This is a genomic window from Stenotrophomonas sp. GD04054, assembly GCF_029836955.1.
GTDB lineage: Bacteria > Pseudomonadota > Gammaproteobacteria > Xanthomonadales > Xanthomonadaceae > Stenotrophomonas > Stenotrophomonas maltophilia_A.
On the sequence record NZ_JAOECR010000010.1, the window covers coordinates 1 to 14,434 of the forward strand.

Consider the following 14,434-nt stretch of genomic DNA (forward strand, 5'->3'; position numbering starts at 1 on the left):
CACCTGCACGGTCACGCGGTCCTGGCGGAAGTCCATGGTCACCGCCATGCCGGGTTTGACTACCCGTGCACCGCGCGCGCCGCTGTCAGCCACCAGTTTCTTGATCGTGGCTTCGTCGGCGGTCTTGCCGGTGAAGGCCTCCAGCGCCTCCGGCCTGCATTCGTGCGCAGCATCGGCCACGGGTGCCGGCGCGGGATCGTGGGTGGTGCTGCTGCCGGCGTGACTGCAGGCGGCCAAGGGCAGGATGGCGAGCAGGACCAGGGGGCTGAGGCGCATCGTCGGTCTCCAGGCGTGGATGGTGGCGGCAGTGTCACCGCTGCCACCGTCAGGCTGCGTCAACGCCTACTGCCCGACCAGCGCCAGGGTTTCGCGCTCACGTTGTTCTTCCCGTACCAGCCGCTGCAGCAGCAGGGCCAAGGTCACCACGTCCTGGTGGTTGTGGTCGGCCACCCGGCGCAGGTTCACCGCGTCGCCGCCGCGCAGGAAGCGCAGCCATGCGCCCGGCGCTTCAGAACCGGGCAGGTCGTCCTCGCGCACCACGCGCAGCAGCTGGCGCTCGATGGTGGACAGCTTGCAGTTCTCCCACGTGCCGCGATAGCGGCGACGGGTCGGATAGAGCAGGTCGACGTGATCCAGCGCGCTGATCGGGCAACGCTGGCGGGCCAGCCGGTAGCGCGCCTTCAGCAGCGGCGCATCGTAGCTGCGGCCGTTGTAGCTGCAGAACACGGTGGACGGCTGCAGCCAGCGGGCGAAGGTGGCCAGCATCGCGTCCTCGGCGGCCATCGTCGCCATCAACAATTGGCGGATGCGCAGGCCTTCGCCGCGTTGCGGGCACACATGCCAGTCGGCGGCCCCGATCATGAAGGCGCGGGTGCCGGTGCCGCCGGCCAGGCCGGTGGTCTCGGTATCGAAGAACAGCAGGTCAAGCGGGGATACGTGTTCGCCTTCGCGGCGGGCGAAATCCAGTGACAGCGGCTGTGCCGGAATGGGCTGCGGCTGCAGCGATTCGATCAGGAACAGGCCCGGTGCGATCTCCTCACCGGGCAGCTGGCGATCCTGCGCGCTGGCGCGTGCCGGCGCGGCTACACCCCGCGAACGCAGGCCGAGCAGGCGATGCAGGCTGCCCACTTCCGGCCGACGCAGCGGTGCGGGTGCCGGTGTGGAGGCCGCAGCGCCGGTTGGCTTGTGGCGGACTTCCTGTTCGACCCAGGCGAACACCGAACGCTCGGCCGGTGGCTGCCGCGCATCATTGGCGGCAACCGGTGCCGGCGCTGCGGGCGGCGGCTCGGGCGCAGCCGGCGTGACTGCCTTCGGGTCACCGGCCTGCTTCCGCAGCAGGCGCAGCTTGTCCAGGCTCAGGCTCACGGTGCCAGCAGCTCCATCGGATCGCGCGTGGTCACCACCACGTCGGGCACGTGCCGGCAGGCCTCGCCATCGAACAGGTCCAGCACGCGCAGCGCCAGCGCACGCGGCGAGGTGTCATCCTCTTCCTGCGCGGCCAGCACCGGGCCCACGCAGGCCGGGCAGCCGGCCTTGCAGTCGCAGCGCTGCACCAGTTCGCGCGCGCGCTGCACCAGCTCGGCCTGGCGCTGCCACAGCGGTTCGCTCAGGCCGACGCCGCCGGGGAAGTTGTCGTACAGATACACGGTGGGCACGAACTCCTGCAGCAGCTCCACCACACCAGGATCTCCTTCGCTGCCGCGCAGTTGACCACGGCCGCTCTGGTCGGCAATCGCGAACCAGGCACCATCGCCGTTGCCGACCGACTTCTGCAGGTCGCGCGCATCGGCCATCACCGCCACGGTGGCGACGATGTGCAGCGCATAGGCGGCGCCGAGGAAGCCATCCAGCGCATCCTGCTTGCTGGCGAAGGCGCGCAGCAGCAGTGCCTGCGGTAGCTGCCACCACACCGCAGTGGTGTGCAGTTCCTGGTCGGGCAGGTTCACCGGGCCGTAGCCGATGTTCTCGTGGGTGTAGTAGCGGATCTTCTTGTAGCCGGCCACGCGGCGCACCACGTGCACTTCGCCATGATGCGAATCACCCCGGCCGGCCACGCCGCCGTCGAAGCGGTCCAGCACCTTGAGCTTGGTGAAGTCGATGCTGTCGGTGTAGTAATCCACATGCGTGCGGGTGACGTAGGCCTTGCGGCCGTCCCAGTCGAGCGTCTCCACCTGGTAGGGCGTGGACTGCACCATGTGGATGGCACCTTCATACAGGGTGAGTGCGGCAGCGGAATAGTCGACCTCGGCGATGATCTGCTGGCGGCCATCGCTGCGATCGACCACCACGAAGTTGCCATCGGCCACCGCACGCAGGCTGACCGCGTTGGCCGGGTAACTGTCGGCGATCCATTCCCAGCGCTCGCCTTCGCGGTGGATCACTTCTGTCTCTGCCAGCGCTTCCAGGAACACTTCCGGGTCGATCGGGCCGAAGCCATCGCCGACCCGGAACGGCAGCTCGAACGCCGCGCAGCGGATGTGGTCGAACAGGATCAGCGGCTGGTCCGGCGCGATGCGCGCGTGCTCGGGCGAGGCCTCGGCGAAGAAGTCCGGATGCCGCACCACGTACTGGTCCAGCGGCTGCGAACTGGCCACCATCACCCCCAGCGCTGGCTGCTGACGGCGGCCGGCACGGCCGAAGCGCTGCCAGGTGGCGGCCACGCTGCCGGGGTAGCCGTTGAGGATGACCACGTCCAGGCTGCCGATATCCACGCCCAGCTCCAGCGCCGAGGTGCTGACGATGCCGTCGATGTTGCCGGCGCGCATCGCACGCTCGGTCTCGCGGCGTTCGGTGGGCAGGTAGCCGCCACGGTAGGCGCGGATGCGCGGCGGCTTGCGCGGGTCGTGGTCGAAGATGTCCTTCAGGTACTTGGTCAGCACCTCGACCATCAAGCGGGTCTGCGCGAACACCAGGGTCTTCAGCCCGGACTTGATCGCAATGCGTGCGATGCGGTTGCTCTGCGAGCGTGCCGAGGCGCGCAGGCCCAGGTCCGGATTGATCACCGGCGGGTTCCACAGCAGCACCTGCTTGGGCCCGCTGGGCGCGCCGGATTCGGTGATGGCGGTGACCGGTGCCTCGATCAGCGCCTCGGCATGCGCCTGCGGGTTGCCGATGGTGGCCGAGCACAGGATGAACTGCGGTTGCACGCCGTAGAACGCGCAGATGCGCTTGAGCCGGCGCAGCACGTTGGTGACGTGGCTGCCGAACACGCCACGATAGGTGTGCACTTCGTCGATGACGACGTAGCGCAGGTTCTCGAAGAACTGCGCCCACTTGGTGTGATGCGGCAGGATCGCCTGGTGCAGCATGTCCGGGTTGGACACCACGATGTCGCCGTGCAGGCGGATGGCCTGGCGCGCATCGCCGGGAGTGTCGCCATCGAAGGTGAAGGCCTTTACGCCCAGATCGCCGGCGCGGTTGAGTTCCAGCAGCTCGGCCACCTGGTCCTGGGCCAGTGCCTTGGTCGGGAACAGGTACAGCGCCTTGGCCTTGTCCTGCATCGCCGCGCTGACCACCGGCAGGGTGTAGCACAGCGACTTGCCGCTGGCGGTGGGGGTGACGATGGCCACGTGCTCGCCGCGCTGGCTGGCGTTCCAGGCCTCGGCCTGGTGGCTGTAGAGCTGTTCGATGCCACGCGCCTTCAGGGCGGCAGCCAGTGCCGGCGGAACCGAATCGGGAATGGGCGCATAGCGGCCTTCGCGGCCGGGAATGGCAAAGCTGCCGGTGATGCGGTCCTGGTAGCGGCGCTGCAGGCGCGCGCTGAGCAGTGCGCCGTCGCGGGCGGGCAGGCCATCGCGGGTGGCGAGCTTCTGCTCGGCATCGGCGGTGCGCTTGGCGAGTTCGTAAGCCATGGAAAGTGGAGCCGGGACGGATTGCGAGGGGTCACATGGCACCACACTCACGTCTCAGGATGTGAGACACCGCACACCAAGGGCATGAACCGTTCAGTGCTCGCGTCCCGTGGCGTCGCCGCATCTCCCCTGGCTGAACAGCTGCCAGTGCAGCAACGAAATCTGAAGCCGGCATCCGTATCCTTGGGTGCTGGACGCAACCAACAGGGTGGATGGCTGTGGCACGACGTGGAACGCAGGGAGCCGTCCTGGCCAGCATGCTGCTGGCCGGTATCGCGCAGGCGCAGCAGGCCACGCCGGTAGCGGTGCCCGACCCAGCGCCCGAACCTCCTGCAGATGCGCCGGCGGCAACCACCGCGCCGATCTCCACCACCCTGCCGCAGGACAACGTCACCACCCTTGGCGAAGTGCGTGCGCTCAAGCCCGAAGACGAGCCGCTGGATCTGTACCGTTTCAAGAACCCGGTGAAGTTCGGCGACAACCGCTTCAGTCGCGACTGGAGCGAACCGCCGTCGCCGGAGCAGGTCAGCATGGGCGGTGGCTACATCATGATGGGCGTGGTCAAGGGTGTGATGGCGGCGGCCAAGGGGATCAACAAACTCACCGGCGGACCGGCGCAGATCCAGGCCGCCGTGGCGCGGCCACCGCCGGAGCTCAGTGCCGAACAGCAGCAGCGTGCGCTGCGGTTCTCCCGGGAGCAGGATGCCGGCGATGCACCGCCGGTGAAGTAGGCCGGTATATCCTGCCGGCTCCCCACCGCTAGTGCTGCCATGTTCCTGCGTTCGATCTGCCTGCTGGCCGCATTGCTGCCGGCGTCCGCCTTCGCCGATGGCATCGCCGATGATGGCGCCTGCCGCAATGGCGCGTTTCCCTCTGAACAGAGCCGGTTCGCTCTGGCGCGGGTGGTCGATGCGCCCCGTCTGTACCTGCTTGGCGACATGGACGGCTGCCCGGCGAAGGGCGAACCGGCCTGCCGACAGCGCAGCTATGTGGTCAATGGCGATACCGTGGTGACCGGGCGTGATCTTGGCCGCTACCGCTGCGCGTTCTTCCCGAACAAGGTGGGTGGCAGTGCTGGTTGGGTGGACCGCAGCAAGCTGCAGGCATTGCCGGTGGTCGTGCCGTCGCTGCAGGATTGGGCGGGCCACTGGAAGGACGGCGACAACGGCCTGCGCATCACCGTGCAGGGCGGGCAGCTGCATGTGGAGGGTGACGCCTACTGGCCCTCCGCCAACCCCACGCCGGAGCAGCGTCCCTACGGGCCGAACATGGGCCAGGTGGAAGCGCGCGCGGCGCCGCGTGGTGCCGATGTCGAGTTTGTAGAGGACACCTGCAAGGTGCGCGTGCATTCGCTGGGGGAGGTGCTGATCGTGGCCGACAACAGCGAATGCGGTGGCATGAACGTGCGCTTCAACGGCGTGTACCGGCGCGCCGGCACGCGTTGACCCCGCGGAAAGGCGCCAACCAAGGTTGGCATCTACCAGGGCAACCGGCCAGTAGATCCACGCCATGCGTGGATGCTGTCCGCGATCCAATCGATGGGCTCAGCGTCGCCGTTCCAGCCACCACAGCAGCGATGCGCACAACACGAACGCCAGCCACCACGGCCAGCGTGGGCCTGCCACGGGTTGCATCACTGACGCGTCTGCCGGCGTGCTGGCAGCCAATGCACGCGTGGTCGCATCGATCATCGCCTGCCGATGCAGCGTCGGTGCATCCTTCGGATCGAACACATAGCGCCAGACAACGCTGCCGCCATGCTGCAGGCGCTGCCAGCCTGCCTCACGGGCCCACCAGCCGACGCAGCGCAGCGCCGACGTCGCGCCATCGACGATCAGGGGTACATCGTCGCCACGCTTGTTGAAGACCTGCAGCGGCGCCTGCACACCGCACAGCGCCTGCCGTTCGCCTGCCCAGCTGATCGGTTGCGGTGACCACAGCGCATCAGCGCTGCCCTGTGCGCGTGCCAGCGTGGCCACCACGCCGCTCCACAGTTCGCCGTGGCGGTCGTCGCGCCCGGCCAGTACCCAGCGCCAGCTGTCGGTCAGCGGCAGCAGGCCGATGCGGCCCTTGCCGGCAGCGCGCCAGCCACCGACAGCCTTGCCCGTGCCATCCTGCAGCAGGGCGGTGCTGCCCGGTGCCTGCAGCGCGAGTGCTTCCAGCACAGGCAGGGGAGCATTGTGCGAGCTGCGGTCAGCCTCTTCGCCGTAGCCGGTCGGCAGCGTACCCGCGGCGAGCGGGCCACGCCGTGCGGCGAGGACCGCGCTGTCGCCGTCGCCGGGAAGTTCGAGGGCGTGGCTGCTGCCATCGCCTTGCACCGGCAGGCCCAGATCGCGGAGGCGCTGGCGCGCGCTGGCCGAAGGTGCGCCCGCACCGCGTACCAGCACGCCCAGTCCCTCGCGCAACGCCTGCCGCACGGCAGCCAGCTGGCCGGCACTCAATGCGGCCAGGCTGCGCTCGTCCAGCAACAGCAGATCGCTGCGCGCGAGTGACGCCGCATCCAGCGCGACCGCGCCATCTCCCACGCTGACACCCGCCCCGGTATCGGCCTGCACCTGCACGCGGATGCCGGCATCGGCCGCCCAACGCCGCAGATACTTCAGCTCTGGACCCGGCGCGCTGGCGCGCACCAGCAGGCGCAGCGGTGCGGCCGGCAGGGTCTGCTGCGGCACCGGTACGCTGTCCACCACATGGCCGTCGGCGTCAAGCAGGCGCAGCTGGAACACGCTGCGGCCTTCGGCGCGGGCGATGCCGCTGAGCTTCACGCGCCCGTCCTCGGCAACGTCCGTGCGATCAACCACGCTGTCGGCGGGGTCGAGCAGCTCTGCTTTCGCTTTCGCTTTGGCCGCGCCACGCGCCTGTGCCTGGACGTCAAAACGAGCACCGGGAGCGACATCGGCCGGTGGTTGCAGTGCGATCCAGCCGCGCGGCTCCGGTGCGGCCTGCCAACGTACATCCGGCGGCAACACCGCGTCGCGATCACGTGCGGCGAGGCCAGCACCGACCAGCGTCAGCGTGGCGGCCGGATGCTGGCGCAGCGCGGTGGCCAGGTCGGGTACGCGCTGTGCGCCGGGCACATCGGCAGCTTCCGGCAACAGCAACAGCGGGCCTTCGCTGCCCGGGAGTGCGCCGTCCTTGCCGGCATCGGTTCCGAGCACCACCAGCCCGCCTGCAGGTTGCTGGCGGGTGAGCGGCACCAGGCAGAAATACAGCAGCGCGGCGACGATGATCTGCAGTGCGATCACGATCCACCGGCGGCCAGGGTGCGCGGTGTTTCCACGCAGCTGGCGCACGCTGGCGAAGACCACGATCAGGGCGAGTGCCAGTGCAATCCACAGGTTCACAGCGGAGGCGTTCATGGCTGCGCCTCCAGCGCATCAAGGTACCGCTGCCCCATCGCATCGGCGGCACTGCGCCGCATCACCTGCGGCAGCGGACGCTGCAGCGCCCGCCACAACTGTGCACGCAGGCGCTGGCGACAGTCGTGGCAACCGGGCTCGATGCGCAGCTGCTCGATGGCCGCAGCCAGATCGAGTGCATCGGGCAGGTAGGCCGCGTTGCGCTGCTGCCAGGTCGCGAGCGCATCCAGATCCGGCGCGCCGGTGTCGTCGCCGAGACGCTGCCAGGCTTCGACGATGGCCGGATCGGGCGGGGTGCGGGCGGCCAGCGGCAGTTCACGACTGGCCAGCCCGGCACGGTCACCGCCGAGGCGGCGGCCCTCATCGATCGGTGGCAGCTCCGGCCCGACCCGGGCCAGATAGATGCGTTCGGCCTGCTGCACCTGCTTGATAAAACCCAATGCCTTGTAGGCGAAGGGCAATGCCTGCTCCGGACGGCCCTGGCGCAGCTCGCCTTCGGCCGACCACATCTGGTCCAGCGCGGCCTTCAACGTGGCGCGGGTCTGCGGATCGAGCAGGGTGGCCGCCTCGGCGTGGTCATGGGTGTGTCCGTATTCCGAGAGCACGTCGGTGGCGCTGCCGAACACCGATGGCGTATCGGCATTGGACGCCTTGCCGCCGTGATCGTGGCCATGCTCATCGTGCGCTCCGGCCTCGGCGCCATGGTCGTGGTCGTGATCGTGATCGTCTGCGGCGGGCGTATCGCTGGTGGGCAGGTCGCTGGTCGGCGGTGGCTTCGGCGCACCTTCGCTTTCCTCACCCAGGAACTGGCCGTAGCGCAGGCGCAGGATGCGCTGATCGACACCGATCGCATCGCTGCGCTTCACGAAGTCCTCGGCGGCCAGGCTGCGTCGTTGCCGGATCAGCGCTTCGGCATCGATGATGATCTGCCGCTGGCTGCGGAAGTAGGCCGGCAGGGTCTTCTTGATGCGGCCCTCGAGCTCTGCACCGAGCGCGACTTCGGCGCTGGGCAGGCGCAGGATCACGCTGCTGCTGCGTCCGGTCTGCGGCGTGGGCGCATGGTTGTCGCGCACCTCCAGCTGGGCGATGACATCGTTGCCCGGTTGTGCGCCCAGCGCAGCCAGATCAAGGGTGTGGGCGAAACGCCGCGCGGTGGCTTCGCCGCTGCCGGCAAGCGTGACGCTGCGCTTCACGAAGGTGATGTTCTCGCCGCTGCCCTGGGTGGTGGTGATCGACAGCGTTGCCTGCGCCGCGACACCGTAATCGTCGCTGGCCTCGAAGCGCAGCGCCCACTTGCGTTGCCCCGGCGTGCCCAGCACCAGGCTGGCGGAGGGCTCCAGCACGCGCACGCTGGGCGCGCGGTCGGCCACTACATCCAGCCGATGCAGGCGGGTCTCTGCCAGTGCCGGTTCGCTCACCACGCGGTACAGCACCGGCGTGCGTGCCACATCCTGCGCCTGCCACTGTCCATCGTGCTCGCTCAGTGGCAACCGGCGACCATCGTGGAACTGCAGCCATGCCTTGTCCGGTGCGTGGTCGAAGCGCAACGACCACGACAGCTGGCTGTCGGCGGCGACCTTGGCATCCAGTGCGTTCTGGGTGAGCGTGGACTGGCCGGTATAAGCCGGTGCGTCGATGCGCAGGCGGGTGGACTGCAGGTGCAGTGGGCCCGCGGCAGCCGTGCTGCCAGGTGCCGCCGTACGGGCTGGCGCGGAGACGGGGCTGGAACGTGGCCAGCCGACTGCCAGTGCAACGATGGCCAGGCCTGCGATCCCGCACAACGCCAATGCCCCACGCGGCCAGCGCGGACGCAGTTCCGGCATCGCGCGTTCCAGCGTGGCCAGCACATGTGCGCGCTGGCGCTGCTGCAGCGGATTGAGGGTGAGCGTATCGGCGAACAGCAGATCGGCGCTGTCCTCGCTGGCACCACTGCCATCGAGTTGGCGCTGCAGCCACTGGCGGTCCAGCTGGCGGGCACGTGCAGTGGCGAAGGCCGCGCAGGCGAGCAGGCTGACCGTGGCGACCACGCAGGCGATATCGAAACCGGACAGCCGCAGTGCGAGCGCCGTCGCAGCCAGCGCCCACGGCAGGCCCAGCAGCAGGGTGATGGCGGCGCGGCGACGACGCGCACGTTGCCAGGCATGCTGCAGCGTCTTCATGCGATCGCCCTGCGCCGCGCGCTGCTGGCCATCCAGCGTTCCAGTGCGAACAGCAGCACGATTGCCAGCAGAAGCCACGCCGTGGGCTCACGCACCGGCGACGCTGCGGCGGGCAGTGCAATCTGGCGCGGCGCCTGGTCCTGTGCATCGCCCACGCGTGGCGACGGCGGCGGCTGCAGGGCCAGCAGCAGGGAACGCGGCAGCTGTGGATCGCGCAGCGCGGTGTTGCTGGCGGCATCCCAATCACCCGGTAGTGACAGCAGGCGGCCAAGGCCGACACGTTGCTGCCACAACAGCGGCACGCCTTCGGCGCTGCGCAGCAGGACCTGGGCTTCCGTGGCGGGCTTGGCGGCGATCAGCACACTGCCGCCGTCGCGCAGCCAGGCCTGCCAGTTCGCCGGCAGTGCGTCGTTGCGGCTCCATACGCCGATCTCGCCGCGTTCGGGCAGGGCATCCGCCACCAGAGGAGCGAGCGGCGCCTGCACGCCCCATGCGCGCTGCAGTGCATTCAACCAGTGCTGGGCAGCGGCCGAAGCATCGCTGTGCACGCGCAGGCGCGGCGACGTTGCGGCACGCGGTTGCGCAGTGACCGGCATCGGCTGCGTGTGCCATTGCACCTCACGCGACAGCTGCAGGCGGGCGCCATCCAGGCCGGGCAGGGGATCGGGAACGTGCACGGTCAATGCGGTGCCAACGGGCAGCTGCGTGTCCAGTTCGCGCAGCAGGCTGGGCAGGGATGCGCTGGCTGCGGGGGGCGCCTGATCAATGGCCGGGAAGCCGGGTGCCAGCCAATGCCAGTTGCCATCCTTGGCCGTGCCACGCAGCGCCGTGGCATCCAGTCCTGGGGCCACCACCGTCCACGCACTGGGGGTCGGAGCGGGACCGGTCAACGCAGGCCGTGCCAGCAACAAGGCCAGCGCGGCCAGCAACAGCAGGCGCACCAGCAGCAACGGCCAGTCATCGAAGCGGATGCGCTGGCGCGGCCGGATCTGCACGCGCAGCCAGCGCAGCGCGGCAAAATCCAGCGGCGTATACGGATGGCGGCGGGCGAGGTGAATCAGCAGCGGCAGCAGCCACGCGGCCAGCGCTGCCAGCCCCAGCGGGAACAGCAGGGTCATGGATCGCCCCCACGGCCGAACAGCGCCTGCAGCGGCTGGTCCAGCGGCTGGTCGAGCCAGCCGGCTGCGCTGGCAATCCCGCTGGCCTGCAGCCGCGACTGCAATGCGGTACGTGCGTCGGCGAAGCGCTGCAGGTAGTCGGCGCGGATCGCCGCGCCATCGCCCAGCAGTTCCTCGCCGGTTTCCGGGTCGCGGAAGCGGTGGCCGGCGTCGAATGGGAAGTCGCGTTCGTCGGCAGTCAGGATCTGCAGCAGGGCCACTTCACGGCGCGCGCTGGCCAGTTGTTCCAGCAGCACGATGCTGGCTTCATCAAAGCCATCGCCAATGGCCAGCAGCATGTCGCCGGGGCGTACGCGTTCCCACAGCGGGCGTAGTCGATCCGCCGATGGCCAGCCGCCGCGTGCCTGCAGCGCATGAAGTTGAAGGTGCACGCGGTCGCGTTGGCGTGCGCCGCTCGCTGCGGGCACCAGCTGCAGCCCATCGCCATTGATCGCCAGCAGGCCGAAACGGTCGCCCTGCTGCAGGGCCAGCTCGACCAGGCAGGCGGCAACGCCGCGCATATGATCCAGGCGCGTGCGCTGTGGTGCCGCGCGATCGGCCTGGCCGGCCGAGGCGGTGGCATCGAGCAGCAGCCAGACCGTAATCGGGCTTTCGCGCTCGGATTCGCGCACGAAGAAGCGGTCCGAGCGGGCGTACAGCTTCCAGTCGATCTGGCGCAGTTCGTCGCCCGGCTCGTAGGCCCGGTACTGAGCGAACTCCAGGCCGGCACCACGGCTGCGGCTGGCGTGCTGGCCGATGCCGCTCGCACCGCTGGCCAGGCGCGGCCGCAACCGCAGCAGGCGCAGGCGCGCACGCAGTTCCGGTGGCAACGTCAGCGGGGCACCTGCGTTCACGCGTGGCTCAACCCGGGAACGGCACGGCCTGCAGCAGGGCGGCGACCACGTCGTCGGCACGCTTCTGCTCGGCCTCGGCGGCGAACGACAGCAGCAGGCGATGGCGCATCACCGGTGCGGCCAGTGCCTGCACATCCTCGCGGGTGGCGGCGAAGCGGCCCTGCAGCAATGCGCGTGCCTTCGCCGCCAGCACCAGCGACTGCCCGGCGCGCGGGCCGGCACCCCATTTCACCCACTGGTTGATCGCCGCCGGTGCGCCTTCGCCTGGGCGGCTGGCGCGCACCAGGCGGGTGATCCAGGCCAGCACATCAGGGCTGACATGCACCTGGCGCACCGCGGCCTGCAGCGCGATCACCGCTTCGGCATCCATCACCTTCGGCACCGCGTCGGTGGCACCGCCGGTGGTCTGTTCCAGGATCTGCCGCTCTTCGTCCTCGCTCGGGTAATCCACCAGCACGTGCAGCAGGAAGCGGTCGAGCTGTGCCTCCGGCAGCGGGTAGGTACCGGCCTGCTCGATCGGGTTCTGCGTAGCCAGCACGAAGAATGGCGCGGGCAATGCGTAGGTGGTGCCGGCGTAGCTGACCGTGCGTTCCTGCATCGCTTCCAGCAGCGCGGCCTGGGTCTTGGGCGGGGTGCGGTTGAGTTCGTCTGCGAGCAGCAGGTGGGTGAAGATCGGGCCCTGCTGGAAACGGAAGTGGCGATGGCCGGTGCCGTGGTCTTCCTCCAGCAGCTCGGTGCCGAGGATGTCGCTGGGCATCAGGTCCGGGGTGAACTGCACGCGCCGGAACTGCAGTTCCAGCGCCTGCCCGAGCGAGCGCACCAGCAGGGTCTTACCGAGCCCGGGCGCACCTTCCAGCAGGCAGTGGCCGCCGGCCAGCAGGCCGATCAGCAGCTGTTCGACCACGGTGTTCTGGCCCACCACGGCGCGTGCAAGCGCGGCGCGCAGCGCATCCAGGCGCGGCAACAGGGAATCGAGGTCGGGGGAAGTCATGGTCGTGCAGGTCCTATCAATTGTTCAACGCGTACATCACGATGTTGACGCCGAAGCGGGTGTTGTCTTCGGCCAGGAAACGCTTGTTGCGCCAGTCGTAGTCCCACTCGCAGCCGTAGTCCTTGTTGCTGTAGAGCAGGCCCAGGCGGCCATCGACCTCGATGCCCTTCAGATAGTCGTGCACCAGGTCGTCGCCCCAGCCGTTGAGTTCGAAGCTGGTGGCGGGCGGGCCATCGGGGAAGCGGAAGAAGCTGCGGTACAGCGGGTGGCTGTTGGGCAGCTTCTGCAGTGCCTTGGGACCAAACAGGCGACCCATCTGCGCCTCGAACGAGGTGGCGAACAGGCCGTCGATATCGTGGTTACAGTCGTCGACGAAGACGAAGCCGCCATTGCGCACATAGCGCACGAAGTTCTGCCGCTCGGCGGCGTTGAACTCCACCAGCGTGTGCCCGGCCAGGTAGCAGAACGGCGCTTCCAGCATGCGCGGATCGGCCAGCGCCACCACATGCTCCTGCGGATCCACGCGCAGCGAGGTGTAGTCGATCAGCGAGGTGATCAGGTTGGACGGCATGCGCGCGTCCACATCCCAGTCGCCGGAGTCGTACTGCAGGCGGGTGAACCAGAAGTCGTAGCGCGAACTGCGCGGGCCTGACTGCGCCAAGGCCGGCAGCGCCGCCGCCGAAGCGGCAGCGGCCAACCAGCGCAGGCAGGCCCGGCGATCCATCAGACCGCGTCGGACAGCGAGGTGAAGGTGAAATCGCGCAGCTTCATCGGCGGGATCATCATCACGTAGCTGGATTCATCACCGGCCACGCGCACCGGCTTGCCCAGCTCTTCGATGTTGTTGAGCATGATCACCGGCGATTCGTTGAAGCGGAAGTTCTTCACCGGGTGCTTGATCTGGCCGTTCTCGATGTAGAAGGTGCCGTCGCGGGTGAGGCCGGTCAGCAGCACGGTCTGCGGATCGACCATGCGGATGTACCAGGTACGGGTGACCAGGATGCCCTTCTGGGTGCCGCGCACCAGCTCGGCGGTGCTCTTGTCGCCACCGCTCATCAGCAGGTTGCCCGGCGTTGCCTTGGCGGTCTTGCCCTGCTTCTGCGCCCAGAAGCGCGAGTAGTCCAGGTTGGCGATCTTGCCGTTCTCGATGATGGCCATGCGCTCGCGTGGCATGCCTTCGCCGTCCCACGGCAGCACCGGTGCGTCCGGATGCCACGGATCGGCAATCATGGTCACGCGCGGGTCGTAGACCTGCTCGCCCAGCTTGTTGCCGCCGCCTTTCTTCGACAGGAAGCTGCGGCCCTCATCGGCCGAGCGTGCGCTGAAGAAGTTCATCATGAAGCTGATCAGGCCTGCGGCCGCGGCCGGTTCCAGGATCACCGTGTACTTGCCCGGCTCCAGCGCCTTGGCTTCGGCCGATTCGGTGGCCTTGCGCATGGCGATGAGGATGTCCTGGTCGGCCTTGAAGTCGGCGGCATCCTTCAGGTTGCGGCCGACCCAGCCCGAACCGCGGCCATCTTCGGTACGCACGGTGCAGGTGTAGTCGAAGTTGGTGGTGCGCTGGTAGGCGAAGTTGCCGTTGCTGTTGGCGGTGGCCTGGAAGCCCTGGCCGTCCTCGAGGAAGCCGGCGGCGATCAGGCCGTGGCCACGGCACGGGGCGATCGAATCGGCGGCGACCTTGGCGCGGAAGGCCGGATCGATCGCAGCGGTGGATTCGCTGAAGGTCGGGCTGGCGCGATAGCTCTGCTTGCCGATGGCCGGCATGAACTCCGGGTTCTCCGGCGCCAGGCGGGCCAGGTCTTCAGCACGGCGCACCACGCGTTCCAGCGCGGCATCGTCGAACTCGTTGATCGAGGCAGTGCCGACGCGTTTGCCGAAGGCAACGGTGACCGCCAGCTCGGTGTTGTCGACGATGCCGCTGGTGGAGACGTTGTTCAGTGCGAAACGGATGTTGCCGCTGATCGCGCCGGCCAGCACGGCGGTGCACTCGTCGGCCTTGGACAGGGCGATGACCTTGTCGAGGATGGCCTTGGCCTGGGCTTCGGTGAAGATACTCATGGTGT

The 14,434-nt window shown here is 68.8% G+C and carries 12 protein-coding genes; 2 read left to right on the forward strand and 10 right to left on the reverse strand.

Features of this window, described 5'->3' with window-relative positions; all coding sequences use genetic code 11:
• The 3 genes from N7573_RS07105 to N7573_RS07115 all read right to left on the reverse strand — a co-directional run.
• Positions 1–276 (reverse strand): I78 family peptidase inhibitor (locus N7573_RS07105; RefSeq protein WP_279943113.1); only part of this gene is annotated, 276 nt, incomplete at its 3' end.
• Positions 277–342: 66 nt separating this feature from the next.
• Positions 343–1,365 (reverse strand): ribonuclease H-like domain-containing protein, encoded by a 1,023-nt coding sequence (locus N7573_RS07110; protein ID WP_279913108.1) that lies wholly within the window; start codon positions 1,363–1,365, stop codon positions 343–345.
• A complete protein-coding gene (locus N7573_RS07115; protein WP_279913110.1) occupies positions 1,362–3,851 on the reverse strand; it encodes a DEAD/DEAH box helicase in 2,490 nt (829 codons plus the stop codon). Before N7573_RS07115 ends, N7573_RS07110 begins: the two co-directional genes overlap by 4 nt.
• A 212-nt stretch (positions 3,852–4,063) precedes the next feature.
• Between N7573_RS07115 and N7573_RS07120 the strand changes: the two genes are divergently transcribed.
• Both N7573_RS07120 and N7573_RS07125 read left to right on the forward strand, forming a co-directional pair.
• A complete protein-coding gene (locus N7573_RS07120) occupies positions 4,064–4,582 on the forward strand; it encodes a hypothetical protein (RefSeq protein ID WP_277778863.1) in 519 nt (172 codons plus the stop codon).
• A gap of 39 nt (positions 4,583–4,621) precedes the next feature.
• Entirely contained in the window at positions 4,622–5,296 is a 675-nt protein-coding gene (locus tag N7573_RS07125; RefSeq protein ID WP_277778862.1) for a hypothetical protein, read from the forward strand.
• A 99-nt stretch (positions 5,297–5,395) separates the two neighbouring features.
• Here the strand turns inward: N7573_RS07125 and N7573_RS07130 are convergent, their stop codons facing one another.
• From N7573_RS07130 to N7573_RS07160, 7 genes are read right to left on the reverse strand one after another with little or no spacing between them, the layout of a single operon-like run.
• On the reverse strand, positions 5,396–7,210 hold the full coding sequence (locus tag N7573_RS07130; RefSeq protein ID WP_279913114.1) for a hypothetical protein: 1,815 nt from the start codon (positions 7,208–7,210) through the stop codon (positions 5,396–5,398).
• A complete protein-coding gene (locus N7573_RS07135; RefSeq protein ID WP_279913116.1) occupies positions 7,207–9,369 on the reverse strand; it encodes a hypothetical protein in 2,163 nt (720 codons plus the stop codon). The genes N7573_RS07130 and N7573_RS07135 overlap by 4 nt, the downstream gene beginning before the upstream one ends.
• Positions 9,366–10,487, reverse strand: coding sequence for a BatA domain-containing protein (locus tag N7573_RS07140; RefSeq protein ID WP_279913118.1), 1,122 nt, complete (start codon positions 10,485–10,487; stop codon positions 9,366–9,368). The genes N7573_RS07135 and N7573_RS07140 overlap by 4 nt, the downstream gene beginning before the upstream one ends.
• Positions 10,484–11,380 carry a DUF58 domain-containing protein gene (locus tag N7573_RS07145; RefSeq protein WP_279913120.1) on the reverse strand — a complete coding sequence of 299 codons (897 nt, stop codon included), beginning with the start codon at positions 11,378–11,380 and terminating at the stop codon, positions 10,484–10,486. Before N7573_RS07145 ends, N7573_RS07140 begins: the two co-directional genes overlap by 4 nt.
• A 7-nt stretch (positions 11,381–11,387) precedes the next feature.
• Positions 11,388–12,371: a MoxR family ATPase gene (locus tag N7573_RS07150; RefSeq protein WP_279913122.1), complete on the reverse strand. Its 984-nt coding sequence runs from the start codon at positions 12,369–12,371 to the stop codon at positions 11,388–11,390.
• Between the two features lie 16 nt (positions 12,372–12,387).
• Positions 12,388–13,095, reverse strand: a complete 708-nt coding sequence (locus N7573_RS07155; RefSeq protein WP_032128709.1) for a DUF4159 domain-containing protein — start codon at positions 13,093–13,095, stop codon at positions 12,388–12,390.
• Positions 13,095–14,429: a TldD/PmbA family protein gene (locus N7573_RS07160; protein WP_279913123.1), complete on the reverse strand. Its 1,335-nt coding sequence runs from the start codon at positions 14,427–14,429 to the stop codon at positions 13,095–13,097. The genes N7573_RS07155 and N7573_RS07160 overlap by 1 nt, the downstream gene beginning before the upstream one ends.
• Between the last annotated feature and the right edge of the window lie 5 nt (positions 14,430–14,434).